16 protein-coding genes, 2 pseudogenes and 1 riboswitch are annotated in these 18,022 nt (G+C 49.6%); of the genes and pseudogenes, 1 reads left to right on the forward strand and 17 read right to left on the reverse strand.

Annotation, left to right across the window (positions count from 1 at the left end; translation table 11 throughout):
* Positions 1-4 precede the first annotated feature (4 nt).
* From MGLY_RS16790 to MGLY_RS16870, 17 genes and pseudogenes are all read right to left on the reverse strand, one after another.
* On the reverse strand, positions 5-1,951 hold the full coding sequence (locus MGLY_RS16790) for an aldehyde ferredoxin oxidoreductase family protein (RefSeq protein WP_156275827.1): 1,947 nt from the start codon (positions 1,949-1,951) through the stop codon (positions 5-7).
* Positions 1,944-2,342 (reverse strand): 4Fe-4S dicluster domain-containing protein, encoded by a 399-nt coding sequence (locus MGLY_RS16795; RefSeq protein WP_156275829.1) that lies wholly within the window; start codon positions 2,340-2,342, stop codon positions 1,944-1,946. The genes MGLY_RS16790 and MGLY_RS16795 overlap by 8 nt, the downstream gene beginning before the upstream one ends.
* Positions 2,343-2,369: 27 nt before the next feature.
* Positions 2,370-2,489 (reverse strand): annotated as a pseudogene (locus MGLY_RS18940) (4Fe-4S binding protein); the annotation flags it as partial.
* 29 nt (positions 2,490-2,518) lie between these two features.
* Positions 2,519-2,827: a MoaD/ThiS family protein gene (locus MGLY_RS16805; RefSeq protein WP_109206430.1), complete on the reverse strand. Its 309-nt coding sequence runs from the start codon at positions 2,825-2,827 to the stop codon at positions 2,519-2,521.
* 14 nt (positions 2,828-2,841) lie between these two features.
* On the reverse strand, positions 2,842-3,579 hold the full coding sequence (locus tag MGLY_RS16810; RefSeq protein ID WP_156275831.1) for a GntR family transcriptional regulator: 738 nt from the start codon (positions 3,577-3,579) through the stop codon (positions 2,842-2,844).
* Positions 3,580-3,797: 218 nt separating this feature from the next.
* Positions 3,798-5,594, reverse strand: coding sequence for a radical SAM protein (locus MGLY_RS16815; RefSeq protein WP_211661958.1), 1,797 nt, complete (start codon positions 5,592-5,594; stop codon positions 3,798-3,800).
* A complete protein-coding gene (locus tag MGLY_RS16820; protein WP_170291155.1) occupies positions 5,585-6,220 on the reverse strand; it encodes a class I SAM-dependent methyltransferase in 636 nt (211 codons plus the stop codon). Before MGLY_RS16820 ends, MGLY_RS16815 begins: the two co-directional genes overlap by 10 nt.
* 56 nt (positions 6,221-6,276) lie before the next feature.
* Positions 6,277-7,404: an ABC transporter substrate-binding protein gene (locus MGLY_RS16825; RefSeq protein WP_156275833.1), complete on the reverse strand. Its 1,128-nt coding sequence runs from the start codon at positions 7,402-7,404 to the stop codon at positions 6,277-6,279.
* Complete coding sequence (locus tag MGLY_RS16830) at positions 7,398-8,219, reverse strand: ABC transporter ATP-binding protein (protein WP_156275837.1); 822 nt, start codon at positions 8,217-8,219, stop codon at positions 7,398-7,400. The genes MGLY_RS16825 and MGLY_RS16830 overlap by 7 nt, the downstream gene beginning before the upstream one ends.
* Positions 8,216-9,265: a FecCD family ABC transporter permease gene (locus MGLY_RS16835; RefSeq protein WP_156276580.1), complete on the reverse strand. Its 1,050-nt coding sequence runs from the start codon at positions 9,263-9,265 to the stop codon at positions 8,216-8,218. The genes MGLY_RS16830 and MGLY_RS16835 overlap by 4 nt, the downstream gene beginning before the upstream one ends.
* The gene (locus tag MGLY_RS16840; RefSeq protein ID WP_156275839.1) at positions 9,231-10,076 is read right to left on the reverse strand and encodes a DUF364 domain-containing protein; all 846 of its coding nucleotides are present in this window, start codon (positions 10,074-10,076) and stop codon (positions 9,231-9,233) included. Before MGLY_RS16840 ends, MGLY_RS16835 begins: the two co-directional genes overlap by 35 nt.
* Before the next feature lie 116 nt (positions 10,077-10,192).
* A riboswitch (molybdenum cofactor riboswitch) is annotated at positions 10,193-10,330 on the reverse strand.
* An 88-nt stretch (positions 10,331-10,418) separates the two neighbouring features.
* Positions 10,419-10,661, reverse strand: coding sequence for a type II toxin-antitoxin system VapC family toxin (locus MGLY_RS16845; protein WP_170291156.1), 243 nt, complete (start codon positions 10,659-10,661; stop codon positions 10,419-10,421).
* Positions 10,649-10,891 (reverse strand): ribbon-helix-helix domain-containing protein, encoded by a 243-nt coding sequence (locus MGLY_RS16850; RefSeq protein ID WP_156275843.1) that lies wholly within the window; start codon positions 10,889-10,891, stop codon positions 10,649-10,651. Before MGLY_RS16850 ends, MGLY_RS16845 begins: the two co-directional genes overlap by 13 nt.
* A gap of 160 nt (positions 10,892-11,051) precedes the next feature.
* Positions 11,052-12,298 (reverse strand): annotated as a pseudogene (locus MGLY_RS16855) (IS110 family RNA-guided transposase).
* 407 nt (positions 12,299-12,705) lie between these two features.
* Positions 12,706-14,124, reverse strand: coding sequence for an Nramp family divalent metal transporter (locus MGLY_RS16860; RefSeq protein ID WP_156275845.1), 1,419 nt, complete (start codon positions 14,122-14,124; stop codon positions 12,706-12,708).
* Between the two features lie 83 nt (positions 14,125-14,207).
* Positions 14,208-15,428 (reverse strand): ISL3 family transposase, encoded by a 1,221-nt coding sequence (locus tag MGLY_RS16865; protein ID WP_156273076.1) that lies wholly within the window; start codon positions 15,426-15,428, stop codon positions 14,208-14,210.
* 301 nt (positions 15,429-15,729) lie between these two features.
* On the reverse strand, positions 15,730-16,566 hold the full coding sequence (locus MGLY_RS16870) for an MBL fold metallo-hydrolase (RefSeq protein WP_156275847.1): 837 nt from the start codon (positions 16,564-16,566) through the stop codon (positions 15,730-15,732).
* A gap of 194 nt (positions 16,567-16,760) precedes the next feature.
* On the opposite strand from MGLY_RS16870, the gene MGLY_RS16875 reads away from it, so the two are divergent.
* Complete coding sequence (locus MGLY_RS16875; RefSeq protein ID WP_156275849.1) at positions 16,761-17,948, forward strand: CdaR family transcriptional regulator; 1,188 nt, start codon at positions 16,761-16,763, stop codon at positions 17,946-17,948.
* The last annotated feature ends 74 nt before the right edge of the window (positions 17,949-18,022 follow it).

Raw genomic sequence — 18,022 nt, forward strand, 5'->3', positions numbered from 1 at the left:
AAAATCACTCGCTTTGTCCTGTCTTTATATCCCGGCGAGAGTAAATTAATTTTTCGGCTCCAATCCTGTCTATCGCTTCTTCCAGGCCCAATTCTTTTAGTTTGCTAATGGTAGGATAGCCTGTTCCGGCGTCCCAATCGCGTAGATAATAATACTCTTCGAGCATTGGTTCCAGCCGGCATACCAGTCCCTTTGCCGCCGCCGAGGGGCTTGGTTCTTCCAAAAAACGGCGGGGTAAGGTGTCGTCTTTCCGGGAAATGCCGCAAAGGATGTTGTAACAGCGCTGCAAATTGTAAATGCGCTCGCCGATTTTTTTCAAGTCCGGCACGTCGAGGTCCATCCCCGTGGCGTAACGAATTGCCTTCGCTATGTCCTCCCAGTAAATCTCCGCTAAGACGAAGGTGCCGCCGGATTTACAATTGCCGGAGCTGTCCACTACAGCCGCAAAGTCTTCGCCGTCTTTCACCAGGAACCCCTTGTACTTAATGCTGCGGGGGTCAGCCATCTCCGGCAGGTACTCTTTACCATAGCGCCGCTCGGCCTCAGCCGGATACCCGGTTTCATCTATCGTTGGAAAACCTTTTAAGTGATCGGCCCCCCTGTTAGAAGTTGCGTGGGCCAAACCCATGGACTGTTGGGCCCTCCCGTCCTGGGCTGCAATCTCCTGGCCTTTGACGTGCATGGCATAATACTCGGCCCCTCGCCCTATTTTTGCGGCGGCCCTTTTAACCCCTTCCGCCAAAAGGTCGCCCAGGCCCTGCCTATAGGTAATCATTTCCAAAAGCTTAAAGGTAGTATCCATATTGCCCCAGGAAAGATCCAGACCCTCAGCTTCTTCCCTGGTAAGGATCCCTTTCTCCCACAATTCCATGGCAAACGATATGGCCCGGCTTGCGGATATATTATCTAGTCCCAGCCGGTCCGTCATATCGTTGGCCTTGAGGATGGAAGGCAAATCGCTATTTAAAATATTGGCCCCAAAGCCATTCAAGGCTTCGTATTCAAAACTCCGGCCGGCCAGTCCTTGATAGGCTCCCTCGTTTACCCTGAACAATTTATCGCAGGCGACCGGGCAGGCGTAACAGGCCAGGTGTTTGACAAAATACTTTTGGTGCAGGGTCTCGGCATTAATGGCGTCGGCGAGTTCATAGGCACCATATTGGAAATTTTTAGTGGGAAAGCGGCCGATCATGTTCATTATCGAAACAATTCCTGGCGTCCCGTATTTAGAGACCGCCGGGTAAATCTCATTAGCCCGCAGGCGCCGGTGCAATTCTAAAGCCAGGTTGTAAAACTCCTCCGGCCGAGCAATGGTCACTCCCTTAGTACCCCTGACTACTACCGCTTTTAAGTTCTTAGAGCCCATCACCGCGCCCATGCCGCCCCTACCCAGGGAGCGCTGGGGAGTAACTTGGACACAGGCATACCGCACTAAGTTTTCCCCCGCCGGACCGATACAAGCCGTTTTAATATCAGGGTCGTGAATTTCTGCCTTTAGGGCTGCTTCAGTTTCCATGGTATCTTTTCCCCAGAGATGGGAGGCGTCACGGATTTCTACCAGGTCGTCTTCGATATACAGGTATACCGGTTGGGAAGCGCGACCCTGAAAAATTATCATGTCATAACCCGCAAACTTTAGTTCCGGCCCAAAAAAACCGCCCGAATTGGAATCACCGTAAATATTTGTCAGCGGTGATTTGGCTATTGCTTCAACCCGCCCGCTGTTGGGGATCAGTGTCCCCCCTAAGGGGCCAGTAGCAAGGATAAATATATTGTCCGGGGAAAGGGGGTCGACTTCAGGAGGCACCATTTCCCACAAAAACCTGCTGCCAAAACCGTTGCCGCCCAAAAATTTTTCCGCCAAACCTTCATCCAGCGGCATCGTCTTCACCTTCGCAGCAGTAAGATCGACCTGTAATATATTGCCGGCATAGCCCTTGTATTTAAACACCCTGTTCCACCTCCCGCAAACCTTTAAAGGAATCGGCCAAACGGGCAACCGCCCGGCGCCGCTTGGCTAAAACAGCCTCAGGGCCTTTCACCAGCTTAATGGCACTTGGAGGGCAAACCTTGACGCATTCCGGATCCCCGCCGCACAGGTCGCATTTAAACGCCCGGCCGCGTAAGGAATCAAAGGCCACGCCGCCAAAGGGACATGAAGCCACACACATTTTGCAACCCATGCAACGGCCACTGTCGATTTCCCAAGCGCCGGTTGCATGATTTCGTTTGATGGCCTGGACGGGGCATACTTCAGCGCAGACGGCCTTCTCGCACTGCTGGCAAGTGAAGGGCAGATAAAAGGCCTCTTCTTCATACTTTAATACTGATATGCACGACATGCTCGGCCAAATGGCTTTTTCCCTCCGGTAAGAGCAAAAAGCCTCACAAAGACGGCAACCGGTGCAAACTTCCGGGTCAATATCCAGGTACAATGACTTGTCCCCCTTTCCAATATAAGGCCCGACAAGGGCAAAATTCCTTGCCAACTCCAGCGGCTATGCTACCCCCTACCGGCCTAACCACCTGCTACGGCAAAAAGCAAAACCAATTCCGAACCAGCAGGGACAACCTTGTTGAGGACCTCCCCTCCTTCCCCGGTTATTAGTTGCCCATCAACTAATATCAGCAGCCCGGGATTAAGCTCATCCCGGCTGCGAAAAACAAGCTCCGCCAGCGCCGCACCATATTCCCTCGTGAGAAAAACCAGTATTTCCTTTAAAGTTACCCCTTCACCTTGCCGCCCCGCCTCCGGCACAGCGATCTTCTCGGACATTTTTCCCGTAGCAGCGGCAATTAAATTGTAATATTTAACTGTAATTTCCATCCCTGACTCGCCCTCTAAACCAGATTAACCACCATGGTTATGGAGGTTGCCCCCGGATTAAAGTAAATACTGGCGTAACATGCGGGCTCATCCTCTAAAGTCAGCCACTTCTCTTCCCACCATAAAAGCGGCGTTGCCATATCGACTTTAAATAACTCAGCTCCCCGCGGGTATATCCGCGATTTAATGTTAATGACCATTTTTACCAGTTCCCCGGCGCAATAGGTTTCGTAAAAATCCTTAAAGGCAAGGTTATCAACCTCTCCATCAGGTAACTGTTGCAGACGCTGGGAGGGTATCTCAATTTCCGCTAAAATTGCCGGCCGGTCGTCGAGGTAATATATCCTATCGAGTTTAATCACCTCATCCCCGGCCGTCAGTCCCAACGCCGCTCCGGCTTCAGGAGAAAAATTCCTGGTACGCCTTAAATCCCGGTGCACCACCCGCGGCGACCACCCCTGGCCGTTTAATAAATCTAAAAAATCGGTCGTCATATCCAGGCGAGCCGGGAGATTGGCAATAGTTGGATGGCCGTAATTCCCCTTGCCATGCTTTTTGGTTATATAGCCAAGGCGCGCTAATGAGGACAAGGCCTCCCGCACCGTCGCCCTGCTTACCCCCATCAGCCGCGCCAATTCTTCTTCCCCGGGCAGTTTGTTGTCTGGAAAATGTTTTTCTTTAATCATCGCCAGGAGCAAATCCGCCGCCTGACCTCGCAGGGTATTGCGCTCCAGTTTTAAATTAAGGGCCATCAGTTGCTAAATCCCCTTTATACTTTTATACTTGTACTTACGTCTATCGAGTACATTTAAATATTTCTCCCTTGACTTTAATTTTCCTGCCGCCATTCATAAAAAATTTTAAGGTGGATTATTTTCTTGATGTTTTTTCCGGCCCCAAAAAAATAAAGGCGGACTATCTCCGCCCTTCAATAGTTAATCCACACTAGCTGCCAGTTAATGGCTCCCGCCTATTTCCACATCCATTTATTACTAGGTTTTCCAAAAGAGCGGTTAATGTTGGATATACTAAAATCCGTCGCATAAAATTTCTGATAAAACTCTTCTGCTTCGGCAAAAACATCAAAATTAAATATTTCGGGATGAAGAATATTGGCCATATACATCAAACCCAATATCCACCTGGGACTCCCGAAATCCCAACCCGGAGCCGGATGATTATATACTCTTTTATTCCTTACCGCTTCGACGTCAACACCGGCCTCACAACAATCGGCATAAAAATCTTCAACAGGAGCAGATATAAATGCTGAGATAAATATAATTTGCGGGTTGAGGGCATTCAGTTTTGCAACTGAAATTTTCATGCCCGGCCTGCCGCTGCCTTCTATTTCTTTATTAACGCTAATTCCGCCTGCCGCTTCAACCAATTGATTTTCAAAACGTTCCCCTTTAATGCAAAAAAGTGGTTTGCCCATGGCGTAATATACACGGGGTTTATTGCTGATAAAACGTAAACTTTTTGTAATCAAAGCAACTCTTTCTTCCAGGTAGGATGCCAGTTCTTCAGCTTTGTTCTCTAGCCGGATTACCCTGCCGAAATATCTGATTGTTTGCATGTACGTTTGCAGGTTTTGCAGGTCACGATGTAGTTGCGACAACATATTATTACAAAGTACCTCTTCCCAAACCTGCAATACTTTCTTTTTATCGCTAACACCCATGGTAATTAATATTGCTTCCATCATTTCTAAAGCCCTGGTAAAAGGGTAGCCCCCCTGAAAATCACCTTCCTGGTACTTTGTTTTTGCTAACGTCCCCCTAATACTTTTTAATTCTTGCCCACACCCAGGACACGTATTTCCCCTGATTGAACCCGCATCTGCAAATCTCAGTTTTGCCCCCATTGGCCCGTAAAAGTCCCGCTTATAGATGATTTCCCCGCAGCCGGGACAAAAGGTATTAAGATAATCGGTGCCGGGAGAATTGAAGAGGTATATATAACTAAGATGTTTTTTCAAGCGCTGGCAAAGTTTTTCCGCCTCCCGTATTGAGGGCTCCAATAAAGGATCGGCATTTTCCAGCGGGATAAATCGCATTATATGCAGGGGTATATCCTTGGATATTTGAGCTATATGCCGGGCGAGACTTAAAATTTCTTCTTCATTATGGCGTTGATAAATACAGGAGATCTCAACATGAATACCGCTTTCATAAAGTTTTTTTATATTGCGCAAAACCGGCTTGACCGTGCTGCCGCCACAGCCACGATACGCCTGGTCAGACAGGCCTTTAACCCCGACATTGATAAAATCCAAATCGCTAATTATTTGAGCTAATGAGGTTTCAGTGAAATAGGCATTCGTAGAACAACCTACCAGCAGGCCGCAGCTTTTGGCAACTCTGGCGACTTTAATAAAGGTTGGCAAGGAAGCCAGGGGATCGTTCATCAGAAAAGCAATTCCTATACAATCGTTTTTTATTGCTTCGCTCACTACTTCTTCCGGCGATAGTTTACGTAAGGCTCTGCTGGCAGGATCCATTTCTTTAGCAATGACTGTTGAAACACATCCATTGCAATTAAAATTGCACCCCGCCGTGCTAATCTGGAGGAACTTCCCTCCGGGATAAAAATGTAAAATGGGCATTGTTTCTATCGAAATCGGACAAACAACAAGATAGTTATCGGGATAAAGTTCCGTTATTTCTTGCCCGTTATTTTTATAAAGGCCACACGCCCCTGTTTTGCCTTCTGGAATTACGCAAGCTCTTTCGCAAATACTACACTTCATAAATCTTACTTCCATATTGTTATCCATAATCCGGCTTCACCCCTGTTTATTTCAAATTTAGAGATTCCCGCTGCCCCCAATGTCTTTACAAAACTCTCCACAGCATTCTCGCCAATATTTTTGTTAATTCTTTCCTGCCAGTTGCTATCTTTTTGCACCATCCTGGCATCAATTAACTTTTTTAGTTCGGCATTACCAAAGCCCCCGCCAATAAAGGCTGCGCCCTGGGGAGCGAGTACCCTGTATATTTCTTGAAACGCCTTTTGCTGATTTTCCCAAAAAAATATTGAACCTCTACTTATTACAAGATCCACTGATTGATCTTTTAACGGGATTTCGTGGACATCACCAAGCAACGTTCTGGCTCTTTTTTGCAAACCATGACCGGCGATATTTCGTGTCGCTATTTCCAGCATTTCAGGAGACTTGTCAAATAAATATATATACAACTCTGTAATACCAGCCAGGGCAATCCCCAGATAACCGCCACCGCAGCCGATATCCAGGCAGGTCCCTTTAGTTATGCCCGTTTTTTGTTTTATTTGTTCCGCAATGACAGGATAAACCGGAGCAAATACCTCCCGGGCGACCCTATCAAATTCTTCGACATTAATTTCCACTTTAAAGCCCTCGCTTTCCATATAACAACGTCATGTTCCGGCCGGAAAACTGCGGGACGGGTAAACCCGCCCCTTCTCTATTTCCCCCTGGCCCCGGCCAGAAGGGCATCAGTTTCCTGCTCGGATAAATTATAGTGGTAGAACCTGGCATAAAAATCCTTGACCGTTGCCACCAGGTTATAATTAAAAACATCCGGATAAAGGAGGTTGGCCAGCCACTTCACCCCGATGATACGGTTGACAGAGGGCGGCCGGTCGAACCAGTTGAAGGGCCCGTGAGGAACCTGGTAGACGCGGTGGTTTTTCACAGCTCTAAGGCTCTGCCATTTAGGGTCTTGCAGGATAGTTTCGTAGGCGCCTCCCTGGGCTACATTCCAGGAGAGAATCACATCGGGATCCCAGGATAGCACCTGTTCCAGGGAAACGGAGCTCATCCCCATGCCCCCCGGGCCGCGCTGGGGTGGAATGGCCGCCACGTTAATACCGCCGACAAAGTCCAGTACCTGGGTATGCTGGGAAGTAGCGGGATCCGTTTGCAGGCCGTTGGACCCTTCGGCGTAGTAAACCCGTACCTTCCTATCCAGCGGTATTGCCTTAACTTTAGCGGCAACCTCATTGATAGTGTCCCGGCAATAAGCCGCCAGTTCCTGTGCCCGCCGTTTATCTCCCAGCAGGTCGCCCATGAATTCATAGGCTTGATCCAGTTTCGTGAGTTCGCCGTCAACCATAACCACCGGTATCTGCAACTGCTTCTGGATCTGTTCAGCCTGGGAAAGGGCCGTGTTGTCCATGTAGCCCATGGAAACGATGACCTGGGGGTGGATTTTTAAGATCTCCTCGATATTGGCCGTGTTTTTAGCATACCAGCCCCCCAGGTTGGGCAATTTCTGGTACTCGGGCAGGATAAACTTTCTCTCTACCTCGTTTAAATCATAGTTCCACCCCGCCAGTTTCTCCGGCGCCAGGGTATAAACCATGATGCTCCCCACCGGGCTGGTGGCGAAGACCTTGTTGACTTGGGTTGGAACGGTGACCTGGCGACCAGCCATATCGACTATAGTCCTGTTAGCTGCTGCTTGACCGGCAGGAGCCTGGCCGGTTGCTTTCTGGCCACTCCCTTGCGAGCCGCAACCCGCCAGGGTGGCAGTCAAGATCAGGATGGCCAGGAGCAGGCTAACCCATTTGCAGGCAAAACGCTTCAACATGTTTCTTCCCTCCTGGTGTCTTTCGGTAATATTTGCCTACTTACCGGGACGCATACCCGTGTCTCACTGCAACCCGGTATTTCGGCCCGGATTATTTTTACGTCTACGCCGTACAGGCTTTTCAGGTTCTCTTCGGTCACCGTCTCCTCCGGCCGGCCCAGGCTGTAGACCTGACCCTTCTTCAGAAGCATTACTTTGCTGGCATACAGGAGAGCATGGTCCGGAAAATGCGAGGCCATAATAATGGCCAGGCCGGTATGAGCCAGCCTCTTAATGTGACTCAGGACCATAACCTGGTTGCCAAAATCCAGGCTGGAAGTGGGTTCATCCATAATTAAAACTTGAGGTTGCTGGGCTAGAGCGCGGGCGATGAGTACCAGTTGCCTCTCGCCGCCGCTGATCTCGGTATAAACCCGGTCCTGGAGGTGGGAGATATTTAACGCAGCCATGGCCTCTTGAACGATTTCCTTATCTTCCGGCGATGGCACGGCGAAAATTCCCAGGTGAGCCGTCCGGCCCATGAGGACCACGTCCAGAACTTTAAAGGGGAAGGGTGGGGTATGGGCCTGGGGGATATAGCCCATGACCCTGGCTATCCGGGCCTGGGACCAATCGCAGATATTTTCACCCCCGAATAGGATTTCTCCCGCCTGTGGTTTTATCAGGCCCAAGATAGTTTTAAAAAGCGTCGTCTTCCCCGAACCGTTGGGCCCCAGCAGGCACATTATTTCCCCGGACTCTACCTCCATAGATACCCCGCTGACGACCGCCCGGCCCCAGTAGCCACAGGTTACATCTTTAAGCGTCAGCTTCATGACCATCCCCTCCGGGTATGCTGTAACAAATACAGGAAAAAGGGGGCGCCAATCAAAGCAGTGAGGATACCCAGGGGGATTTCCACCGTTGCCAGCACCCGCGCCAGGTCGTCAACCAACAGCAGGTAGGCGCTGCCCATCAGGATGGTGGCCGGCAATAAAACCTTATAATTGGGCCCTACCACCATGCGGGCCAGATGGGGAACCAGCAATCCCACCCACCCAATCATGCCGCTGATGGAGACGCAGGCTGCGGTCATCAGGGTGGAGCACAGGATGACAATCAACCTTAACCCGGCGGTTTCCAGGCCCAGGGCGCGGGCTTCCTCTTCCCCCAGGGAGAGGACGTTAAGGCGCCAGCGCAGGAGGTAGAGGGGTATTATTCCCAGCAGCACAGGCACCAGGGCCGCATAAACGTCCCGAGGAGAAATAGACGCCAAGCTGCCCATGAGCCAGAAGGTAATGGCTGGTAATTTATCGTAGGGGTCGGCCAGGTACTTGATTAAGGAAGTACCGGCAGAAAACAGGGTACCGGTGAGGATGCCGGCCAGGACCAGGACCAGGGCAGGGTCGTGGCGGATCCTGCTGCTTAAGGCGTAAGCCAGAAATACGGCCAGGAGGCCGAAGAGAAAGGCGCTGACCTGGATGCCGATTACCCCCAGGGAGAAATAAATTGCCAGGGCGGCGCCGAAACCGGCGCCGGCCGAGGCTCCCAGGATGTCCGGTGAGACCAGGGGGTTTTTAAACATCCCCTGGTAAGCGGCACCGGCGGTCGCCAGGGAGGCCCCGACCAGCATGGCAGCGATAATACGCGGCAGACGCACCTGGAAGACTACTGTTTCCATAGTGGCCGGCCAGGTGGGTTCGATGGGAAATACCTTTGCCGCCAGAATGGTTAGGAGTTGCCCGGGGGATATGGCATAACGGCCCAAGGGAAAAGAGAGCAGGAATGCCAGCAGGGGCAGGGCCGGCAAAGCGATTTCTTTCCAGCGATCCCTGACCAGGGATATATCAGGCGAAGTTTTCCTGGCCAGCGCCAATCGCAGTAAACCTCCCCCCAACCGTTACCTGAACGGCCTGTTCCCGGCTCTGCCTGCTCCTTGCTACAGCAAGCCCTTCATCCCGGCTCACCTGAACCATACGGCCGCCGCGCTTGAATATCTCCAGGCAGCCGCCTTCCTGCACCACCCGCCGTATCATCTCTGGTTCCACAACCACGGTCCCCGCTAGAGTATCAACACCATAATGAAACAACACAGAAGTCAGCGGGGTGCTGGGGCCCACTAGAATAACCCGCGCCCGGCGGCTGAGCTCCACGAGCCGGGGGAAGGTTTTATTGATCAGAGTGGTAGCGGTGATAAAGACATAATCCTGCTCCGGGAGGATATACTCACAGGCCGGGTCGGGTAAATCGCCCTCGCGGGGACGGCGTTCTAAAATCGTAAGTTTACAGCTGCGCGCCAGGGGGTCCAGGTCGGGAAAATGGCCGATAACAGTTACCTTTTTACCCCGCACCTGTTCCTGAAAGCCGGTAAAAGCGCTCACCTGGGGCTGGCTGCGCAAAGGCCGGCCACCGAGGCTCTCTACTTGTTCGGGCGTGTTCAATACAGAATTTATGGCCGCCAGGCCCAGGGCGGCTTCGAAATTGTTCCAGGACTTAATGTACTTCGCCAGTTCCCGCACGGGCATGCCTTTTATTTCCCCGGCCAGCTTGATGCGCGGATGGCCCTCCAGGGGCGTCATCACCAGGCCGGTAGCCCGGGAACGGACCAGGATCCAGTTAAGGCCGACGATGCAATCTTCTACCTCCAGATCCGGCGGTACCGCCGCGATTAATTCATCATAGATTTCCCACATAGCTTTGCCTCCTTATCTTGGCTCTACCATCTGGCAGGAGGCGCCCATAACGGGAGGGCGTCACCTAAAACTAAAGCCCCACCTCAGGAGGGTGGGGCTAATAAAAGCCATAATCAGCCATTGATCAGCCACCTCCTTATACACGAACCTGGGAAGGCATACCAGTTTCCCGGTATACCCCGTGGGCCTCGCAGCCCAGGCCGGCCACCATAGATCGCTCCTTAGGTTATTCCGGCTCGGAGATGAGAATATTTTATTTTATGACCTTAAGTCTAGTTAGACTATATTCCACATACGTTTTAAAATTCCTGCCTATCGGCGTTAAATTCTTTCCTCTGCGTTTTAAGCGACGGCCGCCGCCAGAGCTGCCTGGCCATCAAAAGGCAAGATGGTAACCTGCTGAAAAAATTTAGCCAGCAGCCTTTCTCTTTTACTGTTGGCAGCAAGACCTATCTTCAGTTCAAAAACTGTTATAGCTGTTATGGTAAGCGTACCATTTCTTAAAGCATGTTCGACATAATCAACTTCCGGCTGGTGCCCTTTCAAAAAGCCAATAATTATCGAAGTATCGGTTACAACTCCCACCGCGACCAGAACTCCTTCACGCGGGCTGCATATTTTTGGCCTTCTTCTTCGCTTAAACTACCGGCCAGTTTTAGAATCTCGTTAATCTCTTTTTCCCGGTTCTCCGCCCTTGCTAAATATTCCTCAAGGGCTTCATTTACTATTTCTGAATAACCCCGTAATCCTCGCCTGGCCGACAGGGCTACCAGTTTAGCGCGGGTTTCATTGCTGATTTCAATGGTAGTGCGCATATTTAATCACCTCATATAAAGTATTTTAACACGAAAATAACCTAACAAATGATCTTCATCAAGTAAATAACCCTACCAGGCAGGGCGTAAAAAGGCAATAATAAGCTAGCAGATGCATGAACTTGCATCAGCCAGGTTAATCCTTTTTGAGGGTATAGTGTTAAACGACCTGGGCGACTTCCCTTACCTCGAGTCCCAGCTTCCGGGCCTCAGCAATAATTTTCTTGATCCGAAACCTTTCTTGCTTTTGTTTGGCTTTCTCAAATGCAGTCTCGTCGTAGTCTGTACCGTTTTTTAGTAAGTTGTAAATGATTACCAGGAGCTTTCTGGCTAAAGCGATAAGGGCTTTCTTGGCCCCGCGGCGTTGCTTGACCTTCCAGTACCAGGACGATAAATAGCTGTCGCGTACCCGGGTGATGGACCAGGCAACTTCGCAAAGAATTCGCTTTAGATAGGTGTTACCGTGGGTGGTGCGAGTGGACTTTTTTTTCCTGCACTTTCATTATTGCCGGGGCTTAAGCCCGCCCAGGAACAGATATGTTCCGCAGTTTTAAAGCGGCTCATATCGATGCCAATTTCCGCCAGAATAGCGGCGGCAGCGGTTTTGTCAATCCCCGGGATGCCGTCCAGTTGTTCCAGTTGTCTTTGGTATTGATTAAGTTTTTCCTCCAGCTTTTGCTCTACCAATCGAAGATGCTCGTAGTGCTGATCCAGCCAGCCCAGCAAAAGCTTGAGGAACTCCCTTTGGTGAACATCCATTTTGCCATTGACAGCCTGCTTGATTTCCTGAAGCTTACTCTTGGCACGACCCTTTACCAAAGTCTCTACTTCCCGGGCGGATATCTTCCCGTGACGGCAAAGGTGATCCATAATCGCCCGGCCCGATACCCCGAAGATATCGGTGAGGAAGGTGGAGAGCTTGAAACCGCAGCTTTGTAAGTGCTTTTCGATGCGGTTCTTTTGCGACGCAATCTCTTCGATAATACTTTTGCGGTACCGGGTTAGATTACGGAGTTCCCGGATAGGTTTGGAGGGGATAAAACTTCCTTCCAACAATCCGGCGCGTAAAAGGGTAGCTATCCATTCAGCGTCCTTCATGTCAGTCTTTTTACCGGGAACGTTTTTCATGTGCCGGGCGTTGGCAACAATCAAAACCATACTGCCGTCAAAGGCTTCTTCCAGGACGTTATATACAGGCTGCCAATAAACCCCGGTGCTTTCCATGGCCACATGGCGGCAGTTCTCTGCTTCCAGCCAGGCTTTCAGTTCATCAAGCCCGGGCAGAAGGGTGGAAAAGGTGCGGATGGTTTTTGTCGGTTCCTCGCCAATATTGCCTTTTAATAGGCAGGCAACCACGGTATCTTTATGGACGTCCAAACCACAGCAGGTTTCCAAGATGTCTTGCATAAGAACTCCTCCTGCTTCATTGGATTTCAGGGATGATTGCCCGAGAAAGTAAGAAGTTTAACACCCGTGCTGTTCCCAAGTCCTTAAGAACAAGGGGCGACAATTGGCTGTGCTCAAAGGCAATCAGGTTAGGTTAGTACTCGAGGTTATACCATCAAAATGTACTCAACCTTTGTCCCTGATAAGTCCAATGTAGCAGAAAATCAGATGTTTGTAATCACTTCTTTCTATTTTCATGATTGGTTGTGCCTTCCAGACATGGCCGGTTAGTATGCAAATACTTACATGTCAATAATGCCGCTTGCCCGGCTGGAATCTAGAGGGGGCGGGTAACCCCGCCCCCATCGGCCAGCATAAGCACCACCCTAAATTCGTTAATAAGCAGTTTCTACAAGCTTGTTTTAAACTTACAGGAAGAAGGAGTAAATTATAAGCCCGGCATAAAAGCAACCAGCCAGAATGGTGCCGGCAGTGAAAATCCAGTTCGGCTTCACCTTGATTGCATGTTCCTTACTATATAACCCCGGCAACACTTTATAAGTGAGATAGGCAATAGCGAAAGCGACAACCGGCAACATAAAGGTGCCTTCCACCCAGGATGCGGCCTGGAGAAATTGAACGGGAACAGCATTAAAGAGATAAACGAGGAAGAAATTGCACAGCGTCCCGTATAAAAACCAGATACGGTAACGCCATAACGGATTAATACGGTTATATAATTTCCAGTCCGGCAAAACGATGCCAATGGAATTATCGATTAGCCGGGCGTAACCATCATATAAAGTTGCCATAGTGCTGTACAGGACGGCGAAGGCACCAACAAGGTACAACTCCCTCGCCCAGGGACCAAGGGTCTCGGTGAAGGTTTTGGAAAGGGTTAAGATGAATCCCACCCCTGCCGGGGCTTGCTTTAAAGGATTCAATATGACAACGGCGTTGACTATGAAAATTGCTGTAACAAGCATGGTGACCAGGTTGGCCCCCCACCAGGAATCGTGGAGCATTACCCGGAACCATCCCTTGAGTTTGTTTACTTCTTCACTGGTTACGTTTTTGAGTTCCCCCAGAATAGCTTTATTACTACTACCGAGTTGATACTTAGCCGAAACACCGAAACCCTTGGCCAGTATCCAGTCCGAATACCACAGGCTGTTGATGGCACCGGCGCCCGCGAAGGCCATGGCCGGCAGAATTTCTACCAGGGGATTCCTGGAGATTTTAAAGCCTGTTACAGCCCACTCGGGAGTAACGGTAGGGATCTTAAAGGTAAAGCCCTGAAGGATAAAATCCAGTCCCGGCCAGATCTTAATAAAAACAACGAAAGTCGTTAGGGTTAATAATGCCACACTAACCATCATAGCTTTTTCAAGAACTGAGTATTTTCCACTCCAGCTTAAGGCCACAAAGGAAACCATGATCAAAATTGACCATAAATAAGGCGGCAAAAAAGGCAGTAAGTTGCTGGTAACAATGCCGATCATGGCTACCAGCCCGCCTATATGCACGGCCCCCAGGTAAAGTCCGATAAAAAGGATGAGCCAGTTCAGCCATTTGCGAGGGCCGGGTAGCAGTTCAAAGCCTTCACGGATAGAGGTCCCGGTATAAATGGACCACCTGCCTATTTCCACGGTCATAAACCACTTGAGAAATATGGCCAGTAGCGGCATCCATAAGGTAACAATGCCAAATATTGCTCCTACCCGCGGGTTAAGGGTCAATTCGCCGCCGCCAATGGCCATGCCGGCCCAGACTATGCCGGGACCGAGCATACGGACGAGTTCCCACCCTTTGGGAGCTTCCGGAATTGAATACCTGGGTTCAGACATAAACTTTTTCCACCTCCATTAAAATCGATTTTTAAAGCAATGACTATAGTATGAGGGGTGCTTTTTTGTGGCTCCTCGCTACATCAAGTGGGTAAACCAAAATCCAGGTTACCAGCAATAAGATAAGAGATGGTAATAAAGTTAGCCTTATTACGATAGCCACGAGCCTTTGCTTTTCCAGCTTGCAATAGACTGTTGGTACCCTCCAGGAGGCCGTTAGAAATACGGCTGTTAAACCAACTTAGCACTCCTTCCCAGTGGCGTTTAATCGTTTTAGCAGCCTCAATCATCGGTTGCAGGCGGCAATGGGTCGCCCAGAAATACCACCGCTTGAGATGGGCTTCGCCACTCTTCCGATCAGGCTGGTTAAAAAGATCCTGGAAGGCCAGCTTGATGCGATAGGCTCGCCCGGTTTTTAGATGGCAACGGCTAAGGGCCTCTATGCTTGCTTTTTGTTTACTGGTCAGATTGGCAGGGTTCTTAAGCCATTGATAACGGGTCTTCTTTAAAAGGTCTGTCTCCCGGCTCTCCTGGCGTCGTACTTCATCAAGGGCCTGATTGACTATTTGCATGAGGTGATAACGGTCTAAAACTATGGTGGCATGGGAAAGGTGCTCCTTAAGGCCGGCAATAAATGCCGGTGAAAGGTCGCAGCACACTTCCTTAATGGCTTCTGGATTACCGTTATGCTGGATAAAATCTTCTACAAAAGCGGCAATGGTATCCTTAGCTCTGCCCGGGGTGGCAAACAGTAATGCGCCCTTATCTAAATCCACAAACAGGGTGATATAATCGTGTCCTTTCCGGGCGGAGGTTTCATCGATACCGATGCGGGTTACACCACTAAAGTCGGCCTTGGCTCTGCCGGCCACCACGTAATGTTTTACTACCCGCCACAGCCGGGTATCGTGTTCGTTTAATAATCTGGCTACGGCAGCCATAGGCATATCTTTGGCCAGGCGCATGAGCTGGGCTTCAAACAAGAGGGTAAACCCGCCCTCCCCTTGAGCCCAGGGTACCTCAACTCGCCTGACCCCGCAGCCGTGTTTACACTCTACCCGGGGTACACGGGCGATGATGAAGGCTTGATATTGAAAGAAGTCCAGATGGCGCCAAACCTGCTTCTCCGTATCATAGGCTTTGGCTCCAGGTTTGCCGCAGACTGGACAATTAAAGCTTGCACCGCGCTCAAAATCAACATGGATATCGAGGCACCCTTTTTGTTTTGAGAAAATAACTTCGGTAACCTTCCAGGGAGGGGTTAGACCCAGGGCATGGGCAAATAAGGCGTTTTGGTCGGGCAATGCTGGCCACTTCCTTTACCACCAGTATTGACCAGCATTTCTACACTATAAGGCGATATTCCTTCTTGTTGTCATTTATTTACATAAATGTTAGCAAGTCTTGTAGGCTAAAATTACCATTTATGGAATCTCAACATGCTAGAAATAATTTACTTCCTTTTCGATAATTGGTTTTACCCACACGAAATAGCGAGGAGCCTTTTTTGTTAATCCCGCCACCTCACTCCTTCCTCAAAATATCCTCTTGCAATATTCTATTATTTTCCCTGATAACCCACATAAGTGCCTGCCAGGCTCCTGGCTAATCAAAAATTACCGTTGTGCCTGTGGTATTAAAAAAGACCCGTTCTCCCAGCACCTCCTTAAGATAGTGACCTGCCGCCTCCCCGGTGCAGTGGGAGACGCCCACATGTTGTACATCCAGGGCCAGGAGCGCGGCAGCGGTCTTAAAAAGCCGGTCACCACCAGCCCCGATCAAATGCATTCCTCCAATTACCGCCCTTACCTCCCTTCGTTCAAGTACCTTAACGGCGCGCTGGATAATGTTTATAATGCCCGCATGGGCACACCCCGAGATGATTACCAGGCCCCGGGTAGTTGTGGCAACCAGGGCCAGTTCATCTTTAAAATCATCTTTAACCCACCGGTCATTATCAAAAATGAAAAATGGTTCATCTATCTTTTCAAAGTCGTTGGTGGCTTCGAAATCAGTAATGATATACAAGCCGGGTTGTATTTCGACAAGGGGTTCGTCAACCCGGATGATATTGAGCTCCTGCCTTTCAAGTTCCTCCGGGAGAAAATTGTTGCCGAGAAACTCAATACGCATACCTTCCTTCTGGTACTTGGGCCGGAAAAAATGATTGGAAACGAATAACCTGGGCGGCTTCACCTTCTCCAGGAGGTACCGTAACCCGCCGGTATGATCATAGTGGCTATGACTTAAAATCACCGCTCCCAAATGCCGGAGATCAATATTAAGTTGGGCAGCGTTATCAAGAAAACCCTTGCCCTGGCCGGTATCAAAAAGGATTGGCCCCCCGGTATCCGTTTCAATGTAAAACGAGAGGCCGTGCTCTGCTTTGAGGCCCTTATGACTCCCCTGATTATTTTCGATAATTGTAGTAATCTTAATCATTATCTATACACCTGCGTTTTCGTTGTATTGATTGTTTAAATCTATTTTAGTATTATTTAGATAGAGAGCTCAATGCACAAAATATCTGTTATTATAGTTCTCCTTTAAGGTTATTATTGTATGTTTTGCATAATATACAAAGATGCCAGAATGCCCTTCCGGGCATTCCACCGTGGAATGAAGGAGGCAAACAAATGATCCTTACCCATGAACTGGCGCAAAAGATTGTGGATGCCACTATGGAGCTTGTCAACCGGAATGTCAATATCATGAACGACCGCGGCTATATCATCGCCTCAGGCCATAAGCATCGCATCAACACCTTTCATAAAGGAGCCCTGGATGTCCTGGTAACCGGCCAGGCAGTAGACATATACCCCGAAAACCTGGAAAAATACCCCGGTGCCCTCCAGGGGGTAAACCTTCCCATAGTTTTTGAAGGCAAAACTGTTGGTGTTGTCGGCGTATACGGCAACCCGGACGAGGTCCGCGTCACCGCCTTGCTGGTAAAGATGGCTACCGAACTTTTACTGGAAAGGGAGATCATCCTGGAGCGTTTCTCCTCCCGCCAGAAGGCCAAGGAGCATTTGGTACTTAATCTAATTTCGCGAGAAACAACCTTAAACGCGGGAAGCCTGGCGTCCCTGGAGGAACAGGCCAGCTTGCTGGGCTACAACCTTTACCTCCCCCGTGTCGTAGTTACAGGTAGCATGGAAATCGCCAGAGGGAGTTCTCCGGGATACCATGACCTGGTACAAAATAAAATAAGGGAGAAAATTCTCTCCCTCATGGAAAAACCTCCTCTCGCCGGTGAACAGGATCTGGCCGTTATCCTGAATGATAACCTGGTATTCCTTAAGGCCTTACCATCCGGCCCTCAGTCTATGGGGGAGCTGGTCTCCTGGGGCCAGGACATGGTGCGCCTGATAGCTACTACCTATCCTCAGGTAAGGTTTAAACTGGCTGCCGGCAGTATCTTTAGTGAACCCTGTGATACCTTCTTCTCCTATCACCAGGCCAATTTTGCTCTCGGATTATGCCCCGAGGGGCATTTTGTAAGCATCTATAATCATGAGGTATTGCTGGCCTACCTGCTAAAAAATGTTGAAACGCCGGAAAATGAAAGAATCATGGAGTCTATAACTAACAAACTGGAGGGTTTAGCCGAAAGGAAATATAACATCATAAACACCATCCGTATCCTCTTGGAATGCAATTTGAACCTGGCGGAAACCGCCCGCTCCCTTTACATCCATCGCAATACCCTTCTTTTCCGGCTCAAAAAATTTAAGGAACTCACAGGCCTTGAACCCCATCGTAATTTTAATGACGCCTTGTTATGTAAAATAGCATTAACCTTTCTCAATAAAAAAAGCCCTTAAAAATGAGCCGTCATTCTATCTGCCGGCGGTAATCCCTGAGCCGGCTGGTAAAGTCAGTAGGCCCCATGCCAGTA

Origin of the sequence: Moorella glycerini (genome assembly GCF_009735625.1) — a bacterium.
In the GTDB taxonomy this organism is placed as follows: Bacteria; Bacillota; DSM-521; order Neomoorellales; family Neomoorellaceae; genus Neomoorella; species Neomoorella glycerini.

Bases quoted from the DNA above. Each gene is read 5' to 3' on its own strand.
- MGLY_RS16870 (WP_156275847.1), bottom strand. From the start codon at position 16,566: ATGATTAAGATTACTACAATTATCGAAAATAATCAGGGGAGTCATAAG.
- MGLY_RS16830 (WP_156275837.1), bottom strand. From the start codon at position 8,219: ATGAAGCTGACGCTTAAAGATGTAACCTGTGGCTACTGGGGCCGGGCG.
- MGLY_RS16825 (WP_156275833.1), bottom strand. From the start codon at position 7,404: ATGTTGAAGCGTTTTGCCTGCAAATGGGTTAGCCTGCTCCTGGCCATC.
- MGLY_RS16810 (WP_156275831.1), bottom strand. From the start codon at position 3,579: ATGGCCCTTAATTTAAAACTGGAGCGCAATACCCTGCGAGGTCAGGCG.
- MGLY_RS16860 (WP_156275845.1), bottom strand. From the start codon at position 14,124: ATGTCTGAACCCAGGTATTCAATTCCGGAAGCTCCCAAAGGGTGGGAA.
- MGLY_RS16795 (WP_156275829.1), bottom strand. From the start codon at position 2,342: ATGTCGTGCATATCAGTATTAAAGTATGAAGAAGAGGCCTTTTATCTG.
- MGLY_RS16850 (WP_156275843.1), bottom strand. From the start codon at position 10,891: ATGCGCACTACCATTGAAATCAGCAATGAAACCCGCGCTAAACTGGTA.
- MGLY_RS16815 (WP_211661958.1), bottom strand. From the start codon at position 5,594: ATGGAAGTAAGATTTATGAAGTGTAGTATTTGCGAAAGAGCTTGCGTA.
- MGLY_RS16875 (WP_156275849.1), top strand. From the start codon at position 16,761: ATGATCCTTACCCATGAACTGGCGCAAAAGATTGTGGATGCCACTATG.
- MGLY_RS16805 (WP_109206430.1), bottom strand. From the start codon at position 2,827: ATGGAAATTACAGTTAAATATTACAATTTAATTGCCGCTGCTACGGGA.
- MGLY_RS16840 (WP_156275839.1), bottom strand. From the start codon at position 10,076: ATGTGGGAAATCTATGATGAATTAATCGCGGCGGTACCGCCGGATCTG.
- MGLY_RS16820 (WP_170291155.1), bottom strand. From the start codon at position 6,220: ATGGAAAGCGAGGGCTTTAAAGTGGAAATTAATGTCGAAGAATTTGAT.